Origin of the sequence: Streptomyces sp. NPDC050619 (genome assembly GCF_040654815.1) — a bacterium.
Taxonomy (GTDB): Bacteria; Actinomycetota; Actinomycetes; order Streptomycetales; family Streptomycetaceae; genus Streptomyces.
In genome coordinates this window covers 206,192-223,113 of the sequence record NZ_JBFAIR010000018.1, presented here as the reverse complement: position 1 = coordinate 223,113, position 16,922 = coordinate 206,192, and the positions used below count along the sequence as shown (strand labels likewise).

The 16,922-nt window shown below is 70.8% G+C and carries 13 protein-coding genes; 9 read left to right on the top strand and 4 right to left on the bottom strand.

Annotated elements, in window-relative coordinates:
• Window positions 1–11: 11 nt before the first annotated feature.
• From AB0I77_RS28380 to AB0I77_RS28370, 3 genes are all read left to right on the top strand, one after another.
• The gene (locus tag AB0I77_RS28380; RefSeq protein WP_363285548.1) at window positions 12–980 is read left to right on the top strand and encodes an alpha/beta hydrolase; all 969 of its coding nucleotides are present in this window, start codon (window positions 12–14) and stop codon (window positions 978–980) included.
• Window positions 981–990: 10 nt separating this feature from the next.
• Entirely contained in the window at window positions 991–1,746 is a 756-nt protein-coding gene (locus AB0I77_RS28375; protein ID WP_363285537.1) for a YafY family protein, read from the top strand.
• 486 nt (window positions 1,747–2,232) lie between these two features.
• On the top strand, window positions 2,233–3,057 hold the full coding sequence (locus AB0I77_RS28370; protein WP_363285547.1) for a YhjD/YihY/BrkB family envelope integrity protein: 825 nt from the start codon (window positions 2,233–2,235) through the stop codon (window positions 3,055–3,057).
• 64 nt (window positions 3,058–3,121) lie between these two features.
• Here AB0I77_RS28370 and serC read toward each other — a convergent pair whose 3' ends face one another.
• Window positions 3,122–4,240: a phosphoserine transaminase gene (gene serC / locus AB0I77_RS28365; RefSeq protein ID WP_363285536.1), complete on the bottom strand. Its 1,119-nt coding sequence runs from the start codon at window positions 4,238–4,240 to the stop codon at window positions 3,122–3,124.
• Window positions 4,241–4,406: 166 nt separating this feature from the next.
• Between serC and AB0I77_RS28360 the strand changes: the two genes are divergently transcribed.
• The 3 genes from AB0I77_RS28360 (at window position 4,407) to AB0I77_RS28350 (ending at window position 9,309) form a co-directional block, all read left to right on the top strand.
• Window positions 4,407–7,316, top strand: coding sequence for an FAD-binding and (Fe-S)-binding domain-containing protein (locus AB0I77_RS28360; protein ID WP_363285535.1), 2,910 nt, complete (start codon window positions 4,407–4,409; stop codon window positions 7,314–7,316).
• Between the two features lie 142 nt (window positions 7,317–7,458).
• Window positions 7,459–7,935 (top strand): hypothetical protein, encoded by a 477-nt coding sequence (locus AB0I77_RS28355; RefSeq protein WP_363285534.1) that lies wholly within the window; start codon window positions 7,459–7,461, stop codon window positions 7,933–7,935.
• A 249-nt stretch (window positions 7,936–8,184) separates the two neighbouring features.
• Window positions 8,185–9,309, top strand: coding sequence for a peptidoglycan bridge formation glycyltransferase FemA/FemB family protein (locus tag AB0I77_RS28350; RefSeq protein ID WP_363285533.1), 1,125 nt, complete (start codon window positions 8,185–8,187; stop codon window positions 9,307–9,309).
• A gap of 57 nt (window positions 9,310–9,366) precedes the next feature.
• Here the strand turns inward: AB0I77_RS28350 and AB0I77_RS28345 are convergent, their stop codons facing one another.
• Window positions 9,367–9,969, bottom strand: coding sequence for a hypothetical protein (locus AB0I77_RS28345; protein WP_363285532.1), 603 nt, complete (start codon window positions 9,967–9,969; stop codon window positions 9,367–9,369).
• A gap of 18 nt (window positions 9,970–9,987) precedes the next feature.
• The gene (locus AB0I77_RS28340) at window positions 9,988–11,112 is read right to left on the bottom strand and encodes a peptidase (protein ID WP_363285531.1); all 1,125 of its coding nucleotides are present in this window, start codon (window positions 11,110–11,112) and stop codon (window positions 9,988–9,990) included.
• Between the two features lie 420 nt (window positions 11,113–11,532).
• Between AB0I77_RS28340 and AB0I77_RS28335 the strand changes: the two genes are divergently transcribed.
• Window positions 11,533–12,471 (top strand): EamA family transporter, encoded by a 939-nt coding sequence (locus tag AB0I77_RS28335; RefSeq protein WP_363285530.1) that lies wholly within the window; start codon window positions 11,533–11,535, stop codon window positions 12,469–12,471.
• An 88-nt stretch (window positions 12,472–12,559) separates the two neighbouring features.
• Entirely contained in the window at window positions 12,560–15,256 is a 2,697-nt protein-coding gene (locus AB0I77_RS28330) for a hypothetical protein (RefSeq protein WP_363285529.1), read from the top strand.
• 14 nt (window positions 15,257–15,270) lie between these two features.
• Here AB0I77_RS28330 and AB0I77_RS28325 read toward each other — a convergent pair whose 3' ends face one another.
• Window positions 15,271–16,020 carry a class I SAM-dependent methyltransferase gene (locus AB0I77_RS28325; RefSeq protein ID WP_363285528.1) on the bottom strand — a complete coding sequence of 250 codons (750 nt, stop codon included), beginning with the start codon at window positions 16,018–16,020 and terminating at the stop codon, window positions 15,271–15,273.
• Window positions 16,021–16,127: 107 nt separating this feature from the next.
• On the opposite strand from AB0I77_RS28325, the gene AB0I77_RS28320 reads away from it, so the two are divergent.
• Window positions 16,128–16,922, top strand: a complete 795-nt coding sequence (locus AB0I77_RS28320) for a TIGR03084 family metal-binding protein (protein WP_363285527.1) — start codon at window positions 16,128–16,130, stop codon at window positions 16,920–16,922.

Genomic DNA, 16,922 nt, shown 5'->3' with positions numbered 1-16,922 from the left:
GGCAGGAGGGGATCGTCCACCGCCCCATCGCCGCCGCCGCCGCCGCCGCTGCTGCTGCCGCGAGCCGCCCGGCTCGTGAAGAAGAAGGAGTGCCGGACGCAAGCCTGCTGGCCGCCCTGCGGCGTAACCGGCTCGGGGGCGACACGCCACCGGTGAGACTGCCGCAGGGCCAGGACCGCGTCATCGCGGGCGGGATGAGAGTCCGGGCGTTCGTACCCGATCACGTCGACGGCGTGTACCTGCACCTACACGGAGGCGGCTGGGCATTCGGCTCCGCCGGCGGGCAGGACGAGAGGCTGTGGCGGCTCGCTGAGCAGGCACGGCTGGCCGTGGTCAGCGTGGAGTACCGCCTCGCGCCGGAACACCCGTTCCCCGCCGGGCCCGACGACTGTGAAGCGGCCGCCCGATGGCTGGTGGACCAGGCCGAAGCCGAGTTCGGCACTCAACGGCTGCTGATCGGTGGTGAGTCGGCCGGCGCCCACCTGAGTGTCGTGACCCTGCTGCGGCTTCGCGACCGGCACGGCATCACCGGCGCGTTCCGGGCGGCCCACCTGCTCTTCGGCCCCTACGACCTGTCGATGACACCGAGCCAGCGACTGTTCGGCGCCAAGCGGCTGCTGAGCAATACGGACACGTTGCGGCGCAGCTATGAGCTGTTCACACCGGCGATGGGTGCGGAACAGCGCCGCGACCCCGAGGTCTCACCGCTCTTCGCCGACCTGGCCGGCCTGCCGCCCGCCCGGATCGTCGTCGGGACCGAGGATCCGATGTTGGACGACTCACTGTTCCTGGCCGAACGGTGGCAGGCGGCCGGTGCGCCGGTGCAACTCGGCGTCGTCGCCGGCGCGATGCACGGCTTCACCCTGTTCCCGCTGACCATCACCGAGCGGGAACTGCGGCGCGAGCGGGAGTTCCTGTCCACCACGGGCCTGTCCACCACTGGCCTGTCCGCCACAGGCCTGTCCGCCACGGAAAGGTAGCGTCGGCAGCGTGAACCGCACTGCTCGGCTCTATGCGCTGGTGGAGGAGTTGCGCGCGGCGGTGCCACGATCGCTGACGGTCGCCGTGCTCGCCGCGCGGTTCGAGGTGCATACCCGCACGGTGCAGCGTGACCTCCAGGCGCTGATGGAGGCCGGTGTCCCGGTGCGCAGCACACCCGGGCGAGGCGGGGGCTGGTCGATCGACCCGGCGATGAGCCTGCCCCCGATCCGGTTCACCGCCGCTGAAGCCTCGGCACTGGCCGTCGCGCTCGCCGCGGCCGACGCCTCCGCCCCGTACGCCGGTGCGGCCCGCACGGCAGCCCAGAAGCTCGCGGCTTCGCTGACCGGTCCCGCCTCGGTGGCGGCACAGGAACTCGCCGCACGGATCGTCACGCTGCCCTCGCCGACCGACTCCATGCTCCGCGCCGCAGTGGACGCCGCAGTGGAGCAGGCCCTCACCACGAACACGGTCCTGCGGCTGTCGTACATCGACGCGGCAGGACGCGAAAGCGACCGTGTGGTGGAACCGGCCGGACTGCTCACCGCCAACGGCCGGTGGTACCTCGTCGCCTGGTGCCGCACGCGGAGGGCCGGGCGCGGCTTCCGGCTGGACCGGATCGCCGCGGCGGCCTCGACCGGTGAGCAGGCACAGCCCCATGACCTGACCGAACTACTGCTCGGCTCGGCCGCCGCCGGCGCGGTGCAGCCCACCGCGCTGGCCGCACTCGCACCCGTGCCCGAGAAACGGAAGGCACCACCTCGGTGAACGTTTCGGGTCACGGCACCAGGCACTGCTGAGCGCCTGTGACATCGAGGTCTGACCTGCCTCGCACATCCGGAGCGGGAGGGGCACGCTGGAATGAGCCACTCGCGCTGCACGGGCTCGCCGGTGCGGGGACGTGCCCGTGCGCCGGTGTACGGGAACAGGACGAGGTGACGACGGATGCGCCGTGGGTTCGTGCCGCCACTGCGCCAGGTTCGTCGGGGCCGGGGCCCTTTCGGCGAGGAGCGGGGCGGCGGGCATGACCCGCCTGACGGGCCCCTCGGATCCGTGGGCCCTGTGGGCCCCAGGCCCGTCGGACCGTCGGGTGCTCCGGGGCCGTCTGAGCCGTCCGGCTCATCGCACGCCCCGGATACACCTGAGTCACCTGAGTCATCTGAGTCCCCTGAGGCTTCTGAGGGCCAGGGCCAGGGCCAGGGCCAGCGCCAGGGCCCACCCGGCGGGAGCAGCCGCGGGCACCGGTCGAGGGAACTGGGCCGCTTCCTCCACGTCAGGAGTACGCGCGTATGGCAGCGCGGCAAGGAAGTGGAGCTGATGCACCGGGCCATGGGCTTCGCGGCGCTGGGTCTGGTGACGATCGCCCCGCTGCTGATCGTGGTCGCGGCGGCCGCCCCGATCCGGGAACGCGGCTTCGCCCAGTGGGTCGTGGACGGCATGGGGCTGCACGGGCGTCCCGCCGGCGACGTGCAGGCCCTCTTCGCCGCCCCCCGCGAGGTCCTGAGCACGACCAGCGTCCTGAGCGTGGTGTTGCTCGCGCTCTTCGGCGTGCCGTTCGCGGGCAGCGTCCAGACCGGTTACGAAAAGGTGTGGGATCTGGCGGCCGGGCGCTGGGACACCGCATGGCGACGCGCAGCGTGGCTCGTCGCGCTGACTGCCTACCTCTTCGCCGTGGCGCAGAGCAAGACCGTCCTGGGGTCGGGAGCCCTGGGCTCATGGGCCCGCATCGGACTTTCCGCGTCGCTCGGCGTGCTCTTCTTCTGGTGGGGGCAGCGTTTCCTGCTGGGCGGACGGATCCGCTGGCGCGCCCTCCTGCCGGGCGCCATCGCCACGATGGTGGGCCTGGGCGGCCTGCGCCTGTTCTCCTCCCTGGTCTTCTCCCCGCTCATCGTGAGCAACGCGGTCTCGTACGGTTCGGTCGGCACCGTCCTGATCGTGACGTCCTGGCTGGTCGGTGTCGGCTTCGTCGTCTTCGGCGGCGCCCTCGTCGGCCGCTACTGGTACCTCCACGAAACACACCCCCACCTGCACCCCCATCTGCCCCACGTGCACCCCCACGCCCGCTCCCGGAAGCGCTGAAAGCGATGAGGGCGCCCGGTGAACACCGGGCGCCCTCATCGCCGTACTGAAACAGACGAAACGGCTACAGCTTCTCGATCACATAGTCGATGCACTTGGTCAGCGTCTCGACGTCCGCCGGGTCGACCGCCGGGAACATCGCGATGCGGAGCTGGTTGCGGCCGAGCTTGCGGTAGGGCTCGGTGTCGACGATGCCGTTGGCGCGCAGGACCTTGGCGACGGCGGCGGCGTCGATCTCGTCCGCGAAGTCGATCGTGCCGATGACCTGGGAGCGCTTGGCCGGGTCGGTGACGAACGGGGTCGCGTACTTGGACTCCTCCGCCCAGCTGTACAGGCGGGTCGAGGAGTCCTTCGTGCGGCCCGTGGACCAGGCGAGGCCGCCCTGGCCGTTGATCCAGTCCAGCTGGTCGTTCAGCAGGAAGAGCGTGGCGAGAGCCGGGGTGTTGTACGTCTGGTTCTTGCGGGAGTTGTCGATCGCCGTGGGGAGACTGAAGAACTCCGGGACGTGGCGGCCCGATGCGTGGACGCGTTCCGCTCGCTCCAGCGCGGCCGGGGAGAAGAGGCCGATCCACAGGCCGCCGTCGGAGGCGAAGGACTTCTGCGGGGCGAAGTAGTAGACGTCCGTCTCGGCGATGTCGACCGGGAGGCCGCCGGCGCCGGAGGTGGCGTCCACCAGGACGAGGGACCCCGCGTCCGCGCCCGGGACCCGCTTGATCGGCGCCGCCACACCGGTGGAGGTCTCGTTGTGCGTGAAGGCGTAGACGTCGACGCCCGCCTCGGCCCGCGGGTCCGGGTGCGTGCCGGGGTCACTCGCGATCACCGTCGGCTCGGCCAGCCAGGGGGCGAGCTTCGAGGCCTTGGCGAACTTGGAGCTGAACTCGCCGAAGCTGAGGTGCTGCGACTTGTTCTCGATCAGGCCGTGGGTCGCGACGTCCCAGAAGGCGGTGGAGCCGCCGTTGCCGAGCACGACCTCGTAGCCCTCGGGGAGTTGGAACAGTTCGGCGATGCCCTCGCGGACCTTGCCGACCAGGTTCTTGACGGGGGCCTGGCGGTGGGAGGTACCCATGAGGGACGTACCGGTGGCGGCGAGGGCGTCCAGCGCCTCCGTCCGCACCTTGGAGGGACCCGCACCGAAGCGTCCGTCGGCGGGCTTGATGTCAGCGGGAATCTGGATGTCGGCCACGAAGGGAGGGTATCCGCTGGGGGAAACGTGGTCGAAACGTCGTCCGTCGGGTGAGACGCGTCTGTCTTGCCGCCGGACTCTGCCGTCGCACCTCCCGTCGTACCTCTGCTGTCGGCCCTGAACGGGCCCTGTCCTCAAACGCCGGACGGGCTGATTTGCTGGACCCATGGTGGATCGAGTGGATCTGGAAGCGGAACTGCGGCGGGCCGTCCGGGGTGAGGTCGGTTTCGATGTGACCTCCCGGGCATTGGTGACCATGGACGCCTCGAACTACCGGCGTGTCCCGCTCGGGGTGGTCGCCCCGCGCGACGCCGACGACGTGGCGGCGGTCCTCACGGTGTGCCGGGCGCACGACGTGCCGGTCGTGCCGCGCGGCGGGGGCACGTCGATCGCCGGGCAGGCGACCGGTACGGGCGTCGTGCTGGACTTCACCCGGCACATGAACCGCCTGCTGTCCCTCGACCCGGAGGCGGGCACGGCGGTGGTCCAGCCCGGACTGGTCCTCGACCGCCTCCAGGAGGCCGCCGCCCCGCACGGCCTGCGCTTCGGCCCGGACCCCTCCACCCACAGCCGCTGCACCCTCGGCGGCATGATCGGCAACAACTCGTGCGGCTCGCACTCGGTGGCGTGGGGGACGACCGCGGACAGCGTGCGCGAGCTGTCGGTGGTCACGGCGGGTGGCGAGCGGCTGCGGCCGGGACAGGGATGGGCGGGGGCGCCGGACGGCCTGCGCGAGCTGGTGGAGGGGGAGCTGTCGAGGCTGCGCACCGGCTTCCCCGAGCTGCCCCGCCGTATCTCCGGATACGCGCTGGACGCGCTGCTGCCCGAGAAGGGCGCCGACGTCGCCCGCGCCTTCTGCGGCTCGGAGGGCACGCTGGGCGTGCTGACGGAGGCGGTCGTAGGACTGGTTCGGGCCCCACGCGCGCGTGCGCTCGCCGTGCTGGCGTACGGCGACGAGAGCGCGGCGGCCGAGGCGGCGGCGGGCCTGCTGCCGCACGGTCCGCTCACCGTGGAGGGCATGGCGGCGGATCTCGTCCGGTCCACCGCCGGGCTGCCCAGGGGCGGGGCCTGGCTGTTCGTGGAGACCGGCGGGGATTCGGCGGCGGAGGCACGCGCGCGTGCGGACGCGATCGTGCGGGCGGCGGATGTCGTCGACGCCCTGGTGGTGACGGACCCGGCCGCCCAGCGGGCCCTGTGGCGCATCCGGGAGGACGCGAGCGGTACGGCGACCAGGATGCCGGACGGCAGCGAGGCCTGGCCCGGCTGGGAGGACTGCGCGGTGCCGCCGGCCCGGCTGGGCGCGTACCTGCGGGAGTTCAGGGGGCTGCTGGGAACGCACGGACTGCGCGGGACGCCGTACGGCCACTTCGGGGACGGCTGCATCCACGTCCGTATCGACTTCGACCTGCTGACACAACCGGGGGTCGCCCGCTTCCGCCGCTTCTCCGAGGATCTCGCCGAACTGGTCGTCGCGCACGGCGGTTCCCTGTCCGGCGAGCACGGGGACGGGCTGGCGCGGTCCGAGCTGCTGCCGAAGATGTACGGCGCGGAGATGGTGGCCCTCTTCGAACGCGCGAAGGGCATCTGGGACCCGGACGACCTGCTCAACCCGGGGATGCTGGTCCGCCCGGCCCCGCTGGACGCGAACCTCCGCTTCGCGGTCCTGCCGAGCGAGCCGGTGGACGTGGCCTTCGGCTACCCGGCCGACGGCGGAGACTTCGGCGCGGCCGTCCGCCGCTGCGTCGGGGTCGCGAAATGCCGTACGACGACGGCGACCGGCTCTTCCGTCATGTGCCCGTCCTTCCGGGCGACCGGCGAGGAGGAGCACTCCACGCGCGGGCGTGCCCGACTGCTGCACGAGATGCTGGCCGGCGAGCTGGTCACCGACGGCTGGCGCTCGACGGAGGTCCGGGACGCGCTCGACCTGTGCCTGTCCTGCAAGGGCTGCCGCTCCGACTGCCCGGTCGAGGTCGACATGGCCACGTACAAGGCGGAGTTCCTCCACCACCACTACGCCGGCCGCCGCCGCCCGGCCGCCCACTACGCGATGGGGTGGCTGCCGATGTGGCTGCGGGCGGTCGCCCGTACGCGCACCGCGCCGCTGGTCAACGCCCTCGCTTCCGTACGGCCGCTCGCGTGGGTGGCGAAACGGCTGGGCGGGATCGCGCCGGAGCGGGAGATCCCGCGGGTGGCGGCGGAGACGTTCAGCCGGTGGTGGGGGAGGCGAGAGCCCAGGGGCGCCTCCGGCGATCCGGTGATCCTGTGGCCGGACACGTTCACCGAGCACCTCTCGCCGTCCGTGGGCCGGGCGGCCGTACGCGTGCTGGAGGCGGCGGGCCTGCGGGTGGCGCTGCCGCCGACGCTGCGGATGAGCGTGCGCCCGGTGGGGGACGGTACGTCCGACGGTCCGGCCGAGGCGGCGGTCTCCCTGCTGAGCATGCGGCGCAGCCGCGTCTGCTGCGGCCTGACGTACGTCTCCACGGGCCAGCTGGACCGCGCCCGTACGGTGCTGCGCCGCACGCTCGACCTGATGGCACCGGTGCTGGAGACGGACGCCCCGGTCGTCGTCCTGGAGCCCAGCTGCGCCGCCGCCCTCCGCACGGACCTGCCGGAACTGCTGCACGACGACCCGCGCGCGGCCCGTCTCGCGGCGAAGATCCTCACCTTCGCGGAGGCGTTGGAGCGCCTGGCCCCCGACTGGACCCCGCCCTCCCTCAACCGCGCCGTCGTCGGCCAGACCCACTGCCACCAGCACGCGGTCCTGGGCGACACGGCCGACCGCCGCCTGCGCTCCGCCGCCGGCCTCACCGGCGAACTGAGCGGCGGCTGCTGCGGCCTCGCGGGCAACTTCGGCTTCGAGAAGGGCCACTTCGAGGTGTCGTCGGCCTGCGCGGAGGAGCAGCTGCTGCCGGCGGTGCGGGAGGCGGGCGAGGGGGCGGAGGTGCTGGCGGACGGCTTCTCCTGCCGGACGCAGCTGGAGCAACTGGGCGGGGTGCGGGGGCGGCATATGGCGGAGGTGTTGGCCGAGGGGCTGAAGGGAGAGGCGGATGAGGCGAGAGGGGCGTTCCGGTCGTGAGGTGTCGTCAAGTGACGTGAGTTACCGTCGCGTTACTTGAGAACTTAAGTAAAAGGCAATGATTGTGCCATGTGATCGTCCGGAAACCGACGGTCCCCGCCCTTTCACTTGCTGCACCATCCCCCTCTCGAAAGGGACGACCATGACGCGCACCACCTCCAGACGCGCACGGTCCAAGACGATCGCCACCCGCCTCGGCACGGTCGCTGCCGCCACGGCCTTCCTGGCCGGCATCACCGCCGGAACGGCCTCGGCGGCCGGCATGTCCTGGACCGGCGACTTCAGCTCGCGCGGAACAGAGGTGAAGCGGCTCGCGAACTGCGCCGCGACCGCCTGGTTCAACAAGAGCAAGGTCGGCGACGAGATCACCGACTGCAACAGCGCGGGGTCCAACTCGTACTGGGACGGCTTTCACCTCGCAGAAGCCAACGAACACAAGATCGAAGGCAAGAGGGTCGGCTACCGCTCGGACCAGTCGTGCCCGCCCAAGGACGGCTTCCAGTACGTCAAGTGCTTCTACGTCGGCGGTAAGGCCAAGGGCAACCCGGTCATGACCGTGGCCGTCGAGTCGTACGGCTACGGCGGCATGGACACGAACGTGACCTGGTACTACCTGTAGGTCTGTAGATCCTGCTCCGACCGCATGAAAGGGAGGCCCCGGCGCGAGGTGCGTCGGGGCCTCCGTCGTCAAGCCCTGCGGCACGGTGGCGGGAGCACTGGCCCCAGCTGACCGTGCCGGACTGGCCCGGCTGAGTGACGTGGCTACCGCGTCCGGCGGCAGATCCGTGCCCAGGCGCTGCGGGTGGAGTGAGGGACGGTCGGAGCCTCGTAGTGTGGCGGCTCGATCACGTGAAGGAGAGCCGCGCGCATGCCCCTCCGTATGCAGGTCATCAGTCGCGACGAGCACCTGGTCTTCGTCGCGGCGCGCCCCTCCGCCAGCCACACGCAGCTGCCCTCCTGGGGCGAGGTCAAGCCCGACTGGCGGGCGGAGAGCCTGGGCTGGCTGGACGAGGAGGGGCGGCTGGTCGGGGCGGGGCTAGTGCTGTACCGGCCGCTGCCCAAGCTGAAGAGGTACCTCGCGTATCTGCCCGAGGGGCCGCTGATCGACTGGTACGCGCCCGACCTCGGCGAGCGCTGGCTGGAGCCGATGCTCGCCCACCTCAAGCGGCAGGGCGCCTTCTCGGTCAAGATGGGCCCGCCCGTCGTCGTACGCCGCTGGAGCGCCGACGCGGTGAAGGCGGCGATCGCCGATCCGGCGGCGCGGCGGTTGACAGACGCGGAGGCCACCTCGCACGACCCCCGCGCCCTCGACATCGCCGAGCGCCTGCGCCGCGCGGGCTGGCGGCAGACCGAACCCGGCGGCGAGGACGGATTCGCCGCCGGGCAGCCGCGGTACGTCTGCCAAGTACCGTTCGCCGGGCGGTCGTTGGAGGACATTCAGCGTGGCCTCAACCAGCAGTGGCGGCGCAACATCAAGAAGGCGGAGAAGGCCGGCGTGAAGGTCGTCCGCGGTGGCTACGAGGACCTGCCCGCCTTCTACGAGCTGTACGCCGAGACCGCCGAACGCGACCGCTTCCTCCCGCGCCCCCTGTCCTATTTCCAGCGCATGTGGACCGCGCTCACCGCCGAGCACCCCGACCGCATGCGGCTCTACCTCGCCCACCACGACGGCGACCTCCTCGCCGCCGCTACCATGCTCACCGTCGGCGACCACGTCTGGTACTCCTACGGCGCCTCCACCGCCCGTAAGCGCGAAGTCCAGCCGAACAACGCCATGCAGTGGCGCATGATGACCGACGCCCACGAACTCGGCGCCGCCGTCTACGACTTCCGCGGCATCACGGACACGCTGGACGAGTCCAACCACCTCCTGGGGCTCCTGCGCTTCAAGGCCGGCGCGGGCGGCGAAGCGGTCGAGTACCTGGGGGAGTGGGACTTCCCGATCAACCGGCTGCTGCACAGGGCGCTGGAGGTGTACATGGCGCGGCGCTAGCCAGGTAGCGCCAGGCCGTTGGGGCAATGAGACTGCCGGACTGTCAGCACGAAGTGTTCACTGGACGGCCTTGAGTTCCTTCTCCGACATGGAAAGCGGATCGGAGCGGTAAGAGGCCGCTGCGCTTTTCTGCGGGCCGCTGACAGGTTGTTTGGACATCACGGCGACTGTCGTGTAGCTCTGCGGCCGCTTTTGAATGCGATCCCAGGTTGTTCCGGCGCACAGGGTGTCGATGGTGAGTTTTCCAGCGTACGGCTTTGCGAGTGGATATCCCTGAGGAGCGCTTCCGTCCACGGTGCCGGAAGCATCCATGTGCTGATATCCCGCAATCCTTCCCGCGTGAAAGAGCAGCGCGGTGGGGGGCGTCGGTCCGATCGGGACGCTCAGTACCGCGTGGCTCGGCGATGTGACGGTGTAGTCCACCTCGACCGAATGTCCGCTCAGCGAGTTCTTTGTGATTCTCAGCTGAACTGGGCCGGACGTGCCAGGGGACAGAGGAGGCTGGATGCCGGTTCCACAGGCGTAGGCCCGGTGTTGCACCTGCTGTGGCGCCGAGGAGGCCGGGGCTGCGTGTGGTGCCGTCTTCTGCGCGCCGCAGCCGCCCAGGGCGACTGCGGCCAGGGCGAGCACGGGCACGCGGATCACTGGACGTATCCGCACGGCATTCTCCTTCCTGTCCTACCTGTAGGGATTGAGCTTCAGGTTGAAGTGGTTGAGGATGTCGGGCGCTTCGGTCCAGAACATCGTCGAGCTGCCGCTCTCGCCGGAGACGATGCCCCGAGCCTGCCGGTCGGTCGAGTTCTCGACGCTGAAGACGAGGCCGCCGGAGTCACCCTGCTCCACGGCATAGCCGGAGGACTGTCCCTCGACTCCACGGACGCTGTGTACGGAACCGTCGTCCCATGCCAGGTTGTAGGTGATGTCCTCGTTGACGACGTCGATGCCGCAGGGAACGCCGTGACCGTCGTAGTACGAGCGGGCACCGTCCTGGCACACCGTCTGGCCGTTGTAGGAGTAGGCGTCGGAGTCCACCGCGTACCAGTCGCCCGAGGGCTGGTCGGCCTCGTCGGAGTTGGTGCCGGTGCCGGTGAGCATTCCGGTGTCCACGACTTCGGCGTCCCAGGAGGGATCCGTGGCGATGACATCGGCGAAATAGTGGCCGTAGTTGTAGCCCCAGGTTCCGACCGAGTCCCCTTCGCCGTAGGTGTGCGAGCCGTTGGGGAAGCAGTGGGCGGCGGTGATCAGGACGTCATCACCCAAGTCCTGAGCGGCGATGCCTGTGGTGCACTGGTCGATATAGCCGGACTTGACGCCCGGCCCGAGGATGACGTCCCCGCCGATCCAGGGATAGGTGTCGTTCCAGCGCCATGTGTCAGCCGTGACCGGCTTTCCCGAGGTGACCGTGATGGGAACACTGGGGGCGTCGGAGCGGGCGGACATGGCATGGATGTGCGGGACCAGCGACGCCCGCAGTTTCGGGACGGCGGCCGCCTTGGCGGTCACCTGGACGCCCGAACCGTCCGGCGCCGGGGCCGCGCTGTAGACCGTCAGATCTGCGGCGGTCTTGACCTTCGAGGCGGCCATGATCTGTGCGACGGTGGCGTCCAGCGCCTTCTTCGTGTACTTGGCCTTGACCACGCGTATGCGCGCCAAGTCGATGTCGCCATGGACGTGCTTGGCCGCGGCCAGCAATTTCTTGGCGCGGGTCGTGTCGGTGGCGTACAAGACGACACGACCGTGGGCCTGGTCGACGTACAGGTTGCTGTACGTGTCCGCGTACGTGCCTCTGCCTTGGGCGCCCACTGCATTGGCGATCGCGTTGAGGGGCTTGAGCTGTTTCGCTTGAGCGAGAAGCGCTGGGCTGGTCGTTGTGGCCTGGTGCCCGTCCTTTGCGCTTGCTGATGGCGCACTTGTCAGGCCCAGAGTCAGTGCGAGTGTGATTGTGCCTACGGCGGTGTAGATACGGCCGCGACGTCTCAGATGACCTCGAACTCTCAATGTTCCTACTTCCCGTAGCAGTTGGGGCAGTGAAACGCTGGCCAGTTCTCAAGTGAATTGGATTCCAAGCGGGATGACAACTTCTACTCAGTGAGGAAACGGCAAGATGTCCTTGCCCGGGCTTCAGGCGCATAAAGGGTTCACACACCTGACGTAGTCCACTACTCTGGACTGTGTCGTACAGTGAGATGAACAAAATGAACCCCGAGCCGCCCGGAAGGCCCCGTGAGCACCCGCAGCGCCACCCCCACAACCCCCACCACCCCGACGACCTCGACCGGCACCCCGCGCCGCCGGGGATCGCTCGGTCCCGTGGGTCTGCTGCTCGCGGGCGGCGTCTCGGTGCAGTTCGGCGGCGCCCTCGCGGTGACGCTCATGCCGAGGGCCGGCGCGTCCGGTGTGGTCACCCTGCGCCTGCTGGCGGCGGCTCTCGTGCTCCTGCTGGTCTGCCGCCCCCGGCTGCGCGGCCACTCCCGCGCGGACTGGGGCACGGTCGTCGTCTTCGGCGTCACGATGGCCGCGATGAACGGTCTCTTCTACCAGTCGGTCGACCGGATCCCGCTGGGCCCCGCCGTCACCCTGGAGGTGCTGGGGCCGCTCGCGCTCTCGGTCCTGGCGTCCCGCCGCGCGCTCAACGTCGTCTGGGCGGGGCTCGCCCTCGCCGGCGTCTTCCTCCTCAGCGGCGGAGGCTTCGGCGATCTCGACCCGGTGGGTGTCGCCTTCGCGCTGAGCGCGGGCGCCATGTGGGCGGCGTACATCGTCTTCAGCGCGCGTACGGGCCGGCGCTTCCCGCAGGCCGACGGGCTGGCGCTGGCCATGGTGGTCGCTGCGCTGGTGTTCCTGCCGCTCGGGATCGTCGAGGCGGGCGCGAAACTCCTCGACCCGACGACCATCGCCCTCGGCTCGGCGGTCGCCCTCCTCTCCTCCGTCCTGCCCTACACCCTCGAACTCCTCGCCCTGCGCCGCCTGCCCGCCTCCACCTTCGCGATCCTCATGAGCCTGGAACCGGCCATCGCCGCCCTCGCCGGCTTCCTCGTACTGAACCAGTCCCTGACCACCACGCAGGCCGCCGCCATCGCCCTGGTCATCGCGGCGAGCATGGGAGCGGTGCGGACACAGATGGGGCGCGGGAAGGCCAAGGGGCCGCAGGTGCCGAGCAGTTGACGTACGGCAGTCGACTTCTCGTACATGTCGACTTCTCGTACATTCTGCGCATTGTCAGCGGTGGTCGTCGGCCTCACGCTGATCTGCCATGGACAACGCGACACAGGGACCGCCCACGGGCGAACCAGCCCGGCCGGCGCAACCAGTCGACACGGTTGAACTGGTTGAGCTTGTCATCCCCGGCACCGGAGTGGTGGACCGGGAGGAGGTCCTCAGACCGCCCGCCGTACGGCAGGTGAGCGGGGACGAGAGCGCGGGCTGGTACCGGGCCGCGGAGGACGACGACGCGGACGGGCCCCCTGTCCTGCGAGAGGTGTACGACTGGCCCCGGCTGATGATCGGCGGGGCAGGCCGGGCGGTCTGGCTCTTCCTGCTGCCCTTTCTGGTGCTCAACCTGGTGACGTGGATGCAGCCACGGTTACCGGCCCGCTCCTGGCAGGGAGCCGTGTACAGCTTCGGCGCCCGGCTGCTCGGCCTGTCGCTGACCGTGATGCTGGTGGGGGTGTTCGGGCAGACGGTCATGGACCAGGTCGTCTGGCAGTGCGGAGCCGAATCGTCCCGGTGCGTCACGGACAACGTCGCGGTGGACGCCGCCCGAGGGCTGGACACCGGCACGGGGCTGGCGCTGGCGGCCCTCGCGCCCCTGGTCGTCGGGGCCCTGATGGCGTTCAGTGCACGGGACGCCAAACGCGAGTACCGGCCGGTGCTGAGGACGGCGGAGCGCCGCAGCTACGAGAGGGACGAGGAGAGCGACAAGCGACGGCTCGACGGCCGCTGCAGCCGGCGCCCGCTGGAGGTCCGCGGCTTCTGGGAGTACAACACGCGGGCGGAGGGCCTCACCACCCGGCATCTGTGCGCGGGACTGCTCACCGTGGCCATGCTGCTCGTGGTCCCGCCGCTCCAGTACGACCTGCGCGAGGGCGACGCGACCGCGGCCATGACCGTGTTCGTGCTGACCCTGCTGATGGCCATCCTCGTGGTGATCGACGGGCCGTACTTCCGGGTCACGTACGTCCGCGTCGAAGGCGGCCCGGACAGGCCGCGGCGCAGGCGCTGGTGGCCGCTGCGGCACAAGCGGACGGCCGTCGGCGCCTGCCTGGCGGTGATGGTCCTCGCCATGCTGTGCTGCGCGCTGCCGGCCCGGGACTGGGACGCCGCGCGGCTGCGCTCCGTCATGCTGCCCGGGATGGGCGCGGAGGCCAACTACGTGGTCATCGCCCAGGGAGTCGGGTGCGGGCTCATGGTCCTCGCCTGTCTCGCCATGATCGCCGGCGAGATCGGGACGGCGTCGAGGACGACCCTGTACGGGCTGCTGGGGCCCGTGGTGGGCGTGCTGGCCTGCTTCATCGGGTGGCTCTACACGGCGGCGTTCTCCCTGTGGGCCCAGGGCTGGCTCACCCCGGACGGCGGCCCGTACGCGGTCCGCATCCCGAGGGCCGTGCAGGTGGTCGCGGCGGCCTTCCCTCTGGTCGTGCTGCTCGGCGCGGCGGTGGGCGCGGCTGCCGCCGGGCTGACGGCTGCACGGCGGCCCTGGCTGAAGCCGGTCGCCGGGTCTGATGGTGAGCCGGTCGTCGGGTCTGACGGTGAGCCGGTCGTCGGGTCTGACGGTGAGCCGGTCGTCGGGTCTGACGGTGAGCCGGTCGTCGGGCTCGACGGCGCGGACCCTCGCCGGGGGCAGGATCCGGACGCCGGGCCGACGGGGAGCGATCCCGAGGACCCGACCGGCAGCGACCCCGAAGACGCGGGCGACAACCGCCGTCAGCTGAAAAGGCTGCTGCTCGCCGAGTACGCCGGAGCCCGAGGCCTGTGCTGGTACGACCGGGGCCTGGCCACACTGGCGGTCCTGGTCGTCCTGCTGACCGGTGGGATGTATGCCGCGTACTGGGTCGGCGACGGCTCACTGCTGGCCGGCGTACGGGATGTCACCGCCGACGGGCTTCAGCAGCTGACGACCCTGGGTGCGGTCATCCTGGTGGGCCTGGTCGCGGTGGCCGTGTTCGCCGTACGGGCCATCGTGCTGCGGCCGGAGATGCGCCGGAACGCGGGGCTTGCCTGGTCGTTCGGGGCGTTCTGGCCGCGTGCGGCGCACCCGTTCACCCCGGCGGCCTGGGCGGTGCGCACCGTTCCCGAGCTCGTCCACCGCATCGAGTACCTGCTGGGCGAGAACGATCGCAGGCGCATGCTGATCCAGGCGCATTCGATGGGATCCGTGATCGCGGTGGCGGCCCTGTGGCAGGTACGGCCCGACCTGCGCTGGCGCATCGCCCTGTTGACCACCGGCAGCCCGATCGGCGCGGTGTTCCGACGCCACTATCCGGCCTACGCACCCGCCGAGTCGATCCGGACCCTGGTGGGCGACAGGCCGGACAGCCGTCCCCTGCACGCCTGGATCAACGTCCATCGCGTCACCGATGTGCTGTCGGGACCCGTCCTGGAGGAGGTGGACGTAACGGGGATGTGCGCGGACGTGGAGTGGAAGGACGGGCTCAACCCGGCGGCCGGTCCCGCCGCGGCGGGACCGCGACGCACCCCCGCCCAGCCCGTCTTCTGGCCTCTGGAACGGCACAGCGGCTACCGGCGCGCCCTGCCGCTCCGCGCCATCCACAGTGGCCTCCTCACCGGTCTGACGGAGGCACAACCACCACCCGTCGCCCCCGTCCTCCCGGCCTCTCGCCCGCCGGACGACGGCGAGTCCGGCGCGCTCCTGAACCGCGCGCCCGCACCCGGAAGCCCCGCGCCCGCGACGGCACCCGTAAGCCCCGCGACGGCACCCGGACAGGCCTAAGATCCCCGCGTACGTCAGCCGACGGGTCCCGCGGGCTTCTCCCACACCGACACGTGCTGCTCGCTCTCGCCGTTGAAGGGCTCCCGGGACCAGCCGTCCCACCGCTCGCGCAGCCGAAGCCCGGCCAGCTGGGCCATCAGGTCCAGCTCCGCGGGCCAGACGTACCGGAACGGGAAGGACCGGTACGTGCCGTGGCCGTCCACGATCTCGACGTGGTGCGAGCTCATCGACTGGGTGGCGACGTCGTACGTGTCGAAGCCCAGGTGCGTCGAGCCGACGTGGAACGGCACGGCGTCCTGCCCGGGCGGCAGTCGGCGCAGGCCAGGGACCATGACCTCGACGACGAAGCACCCGCCGGGCTTCAGATGCTCGGCGACGTTACGGAAACAGGAGACCTGTTCCGCCTGAGTCGTCAAGTTCATGATCGTGTTGAAGACCAGGTACGCGACGGAGAACGTGCCGTCCACCTTCGTCGTCGCGAAGTCCCCGATCGTCACGCCGATCCCGTCGCCGCCCGGCTTCTCCCGCAGCCGGGACACCATCGCCCGCGACATGTCGATCCCGTGCACGGCGACACCCCGCCGCGCCAACGGCACGGCGATACGTCCGGTCCCTATGCCAAGCTCCAAGGCCCGCCCGTCGCCGGCCAGTTCGGCCAGGAAACCGACTGCCGGGTCCACGACATCGGGCGCGAACATCCCGGATGCCGACTCGTCGTAGTCGGCGGCGACAGATTCTCCGAAGTAGCCATCCATATCGTCCACCGGCCGACCGTACTGCGGGTGTCGGCTGCGGAGCGCGCCAATATTGCGAGGGACGAATCAATGCAAGCACGCTTGCTTGTTTCTGGCCCCGCTGACATGCTCGCCCCATGGCCGACCCGACGCCCGTCTTCGACGACCTGCGTGAGGAGAGCGAGGAACTCGACCGGCTCGTAGCCGAGTTGAGTCCGACGCAGTGGGCGCTTCCCACCCCCGCGCCCCGCTGGACCGTCACCCACCAGATCGCCCACCTCGCCTGGACGGACCACGCGGCCCTCCTGGCGGTCACCGACGCGGACGCGTTCCGCACCCTGGCCGAGAAGGCCCTCATCGCCCCCGACTCCTTCGTCGACGAGGGTGCGGAGGAGGGGGCCCGCATCCCGCCCGCCGAGCTGCTGCCCCGCTGGCGTGAGGGATGTACCGCACTCGCCACGGCGCTGCGCACCGCCCCACCCGGCGCCCGCATCCCCTGGTACGGCCCGCCCATGTCGGCCGCCTCCATGGCCACCGCCCGTCTCATGGAGACCTGGGCCCACGGCCAGGACGTGGCGGATGCCCTGGGTGTGGTGCGCCCACCCACCGACCGGCTCCGGCATGTGGCGCGGATCGGTGTGCGGGCCAGGGACTACGCCTTCGGGGTGCAGGGGCTGACCCCGCCCGCCGAGGAATTCCGCGTCGAGCTCATCGGCCCGAGCGGAGACTTGTGGGCCTACGGCCCCGAGCACGCACCCCAGTGCGTCACCGGCCCCGCCCACGACTTCTGCCTGCTCGTCACCCGGCGCGCCCACCGCGCCGACCTCGCCGTCCGGGCCGACGGCCCCGACGCCGACCGCTGGCTGGACATCGCCCAGGCCTTCGCGGGCCCGCCCGGCACTGGTCGCGCGCCCAAAGGGGCCGCCCGGTGA

What these genes read in the sequence shown, in the direction of transcription:
- AB0I77_RS28360 (WP_363285535.1), top strand. Translation starts at nt 4,407, where the DNA reads ATGGTGGATCGAGTGGATCTGGAAGCGGAACTGCGGCGGGCCGTCCGG.
- AB0I77_RS28355 (WP_363285534.1), top strand. Translation starts at nt 7,459, where the DNA reads ATGACGCGCACCACCTCCAGACGCGCACGGTCCAAGACGATCGCCACC.
- AB0I77_RS28350 (WP_363285533.1), top strand. Translation starts at nt 8,185, where the DNA reads ATGCCCCTCCGTATGCAGGTCATCAGTCGCGACGAGCACCTGGTCTTC.
- AB0I77_RS28330 (WP_363285529.1), top strand. Translation starts at nt 12,560, where the DNA reads ATGGACAACGCGACACAGGGACCGCCCACGGGCGAACCAGCCCGGCCG.
- AB0I77_RS28320 (WP_363285527.1), top strand. Translation starts at nt 16,128, where the DNA reads ATGGCCGACCCGACGCCCGTCTTCGACGACCTGCGTGAGGAGAGCGAG.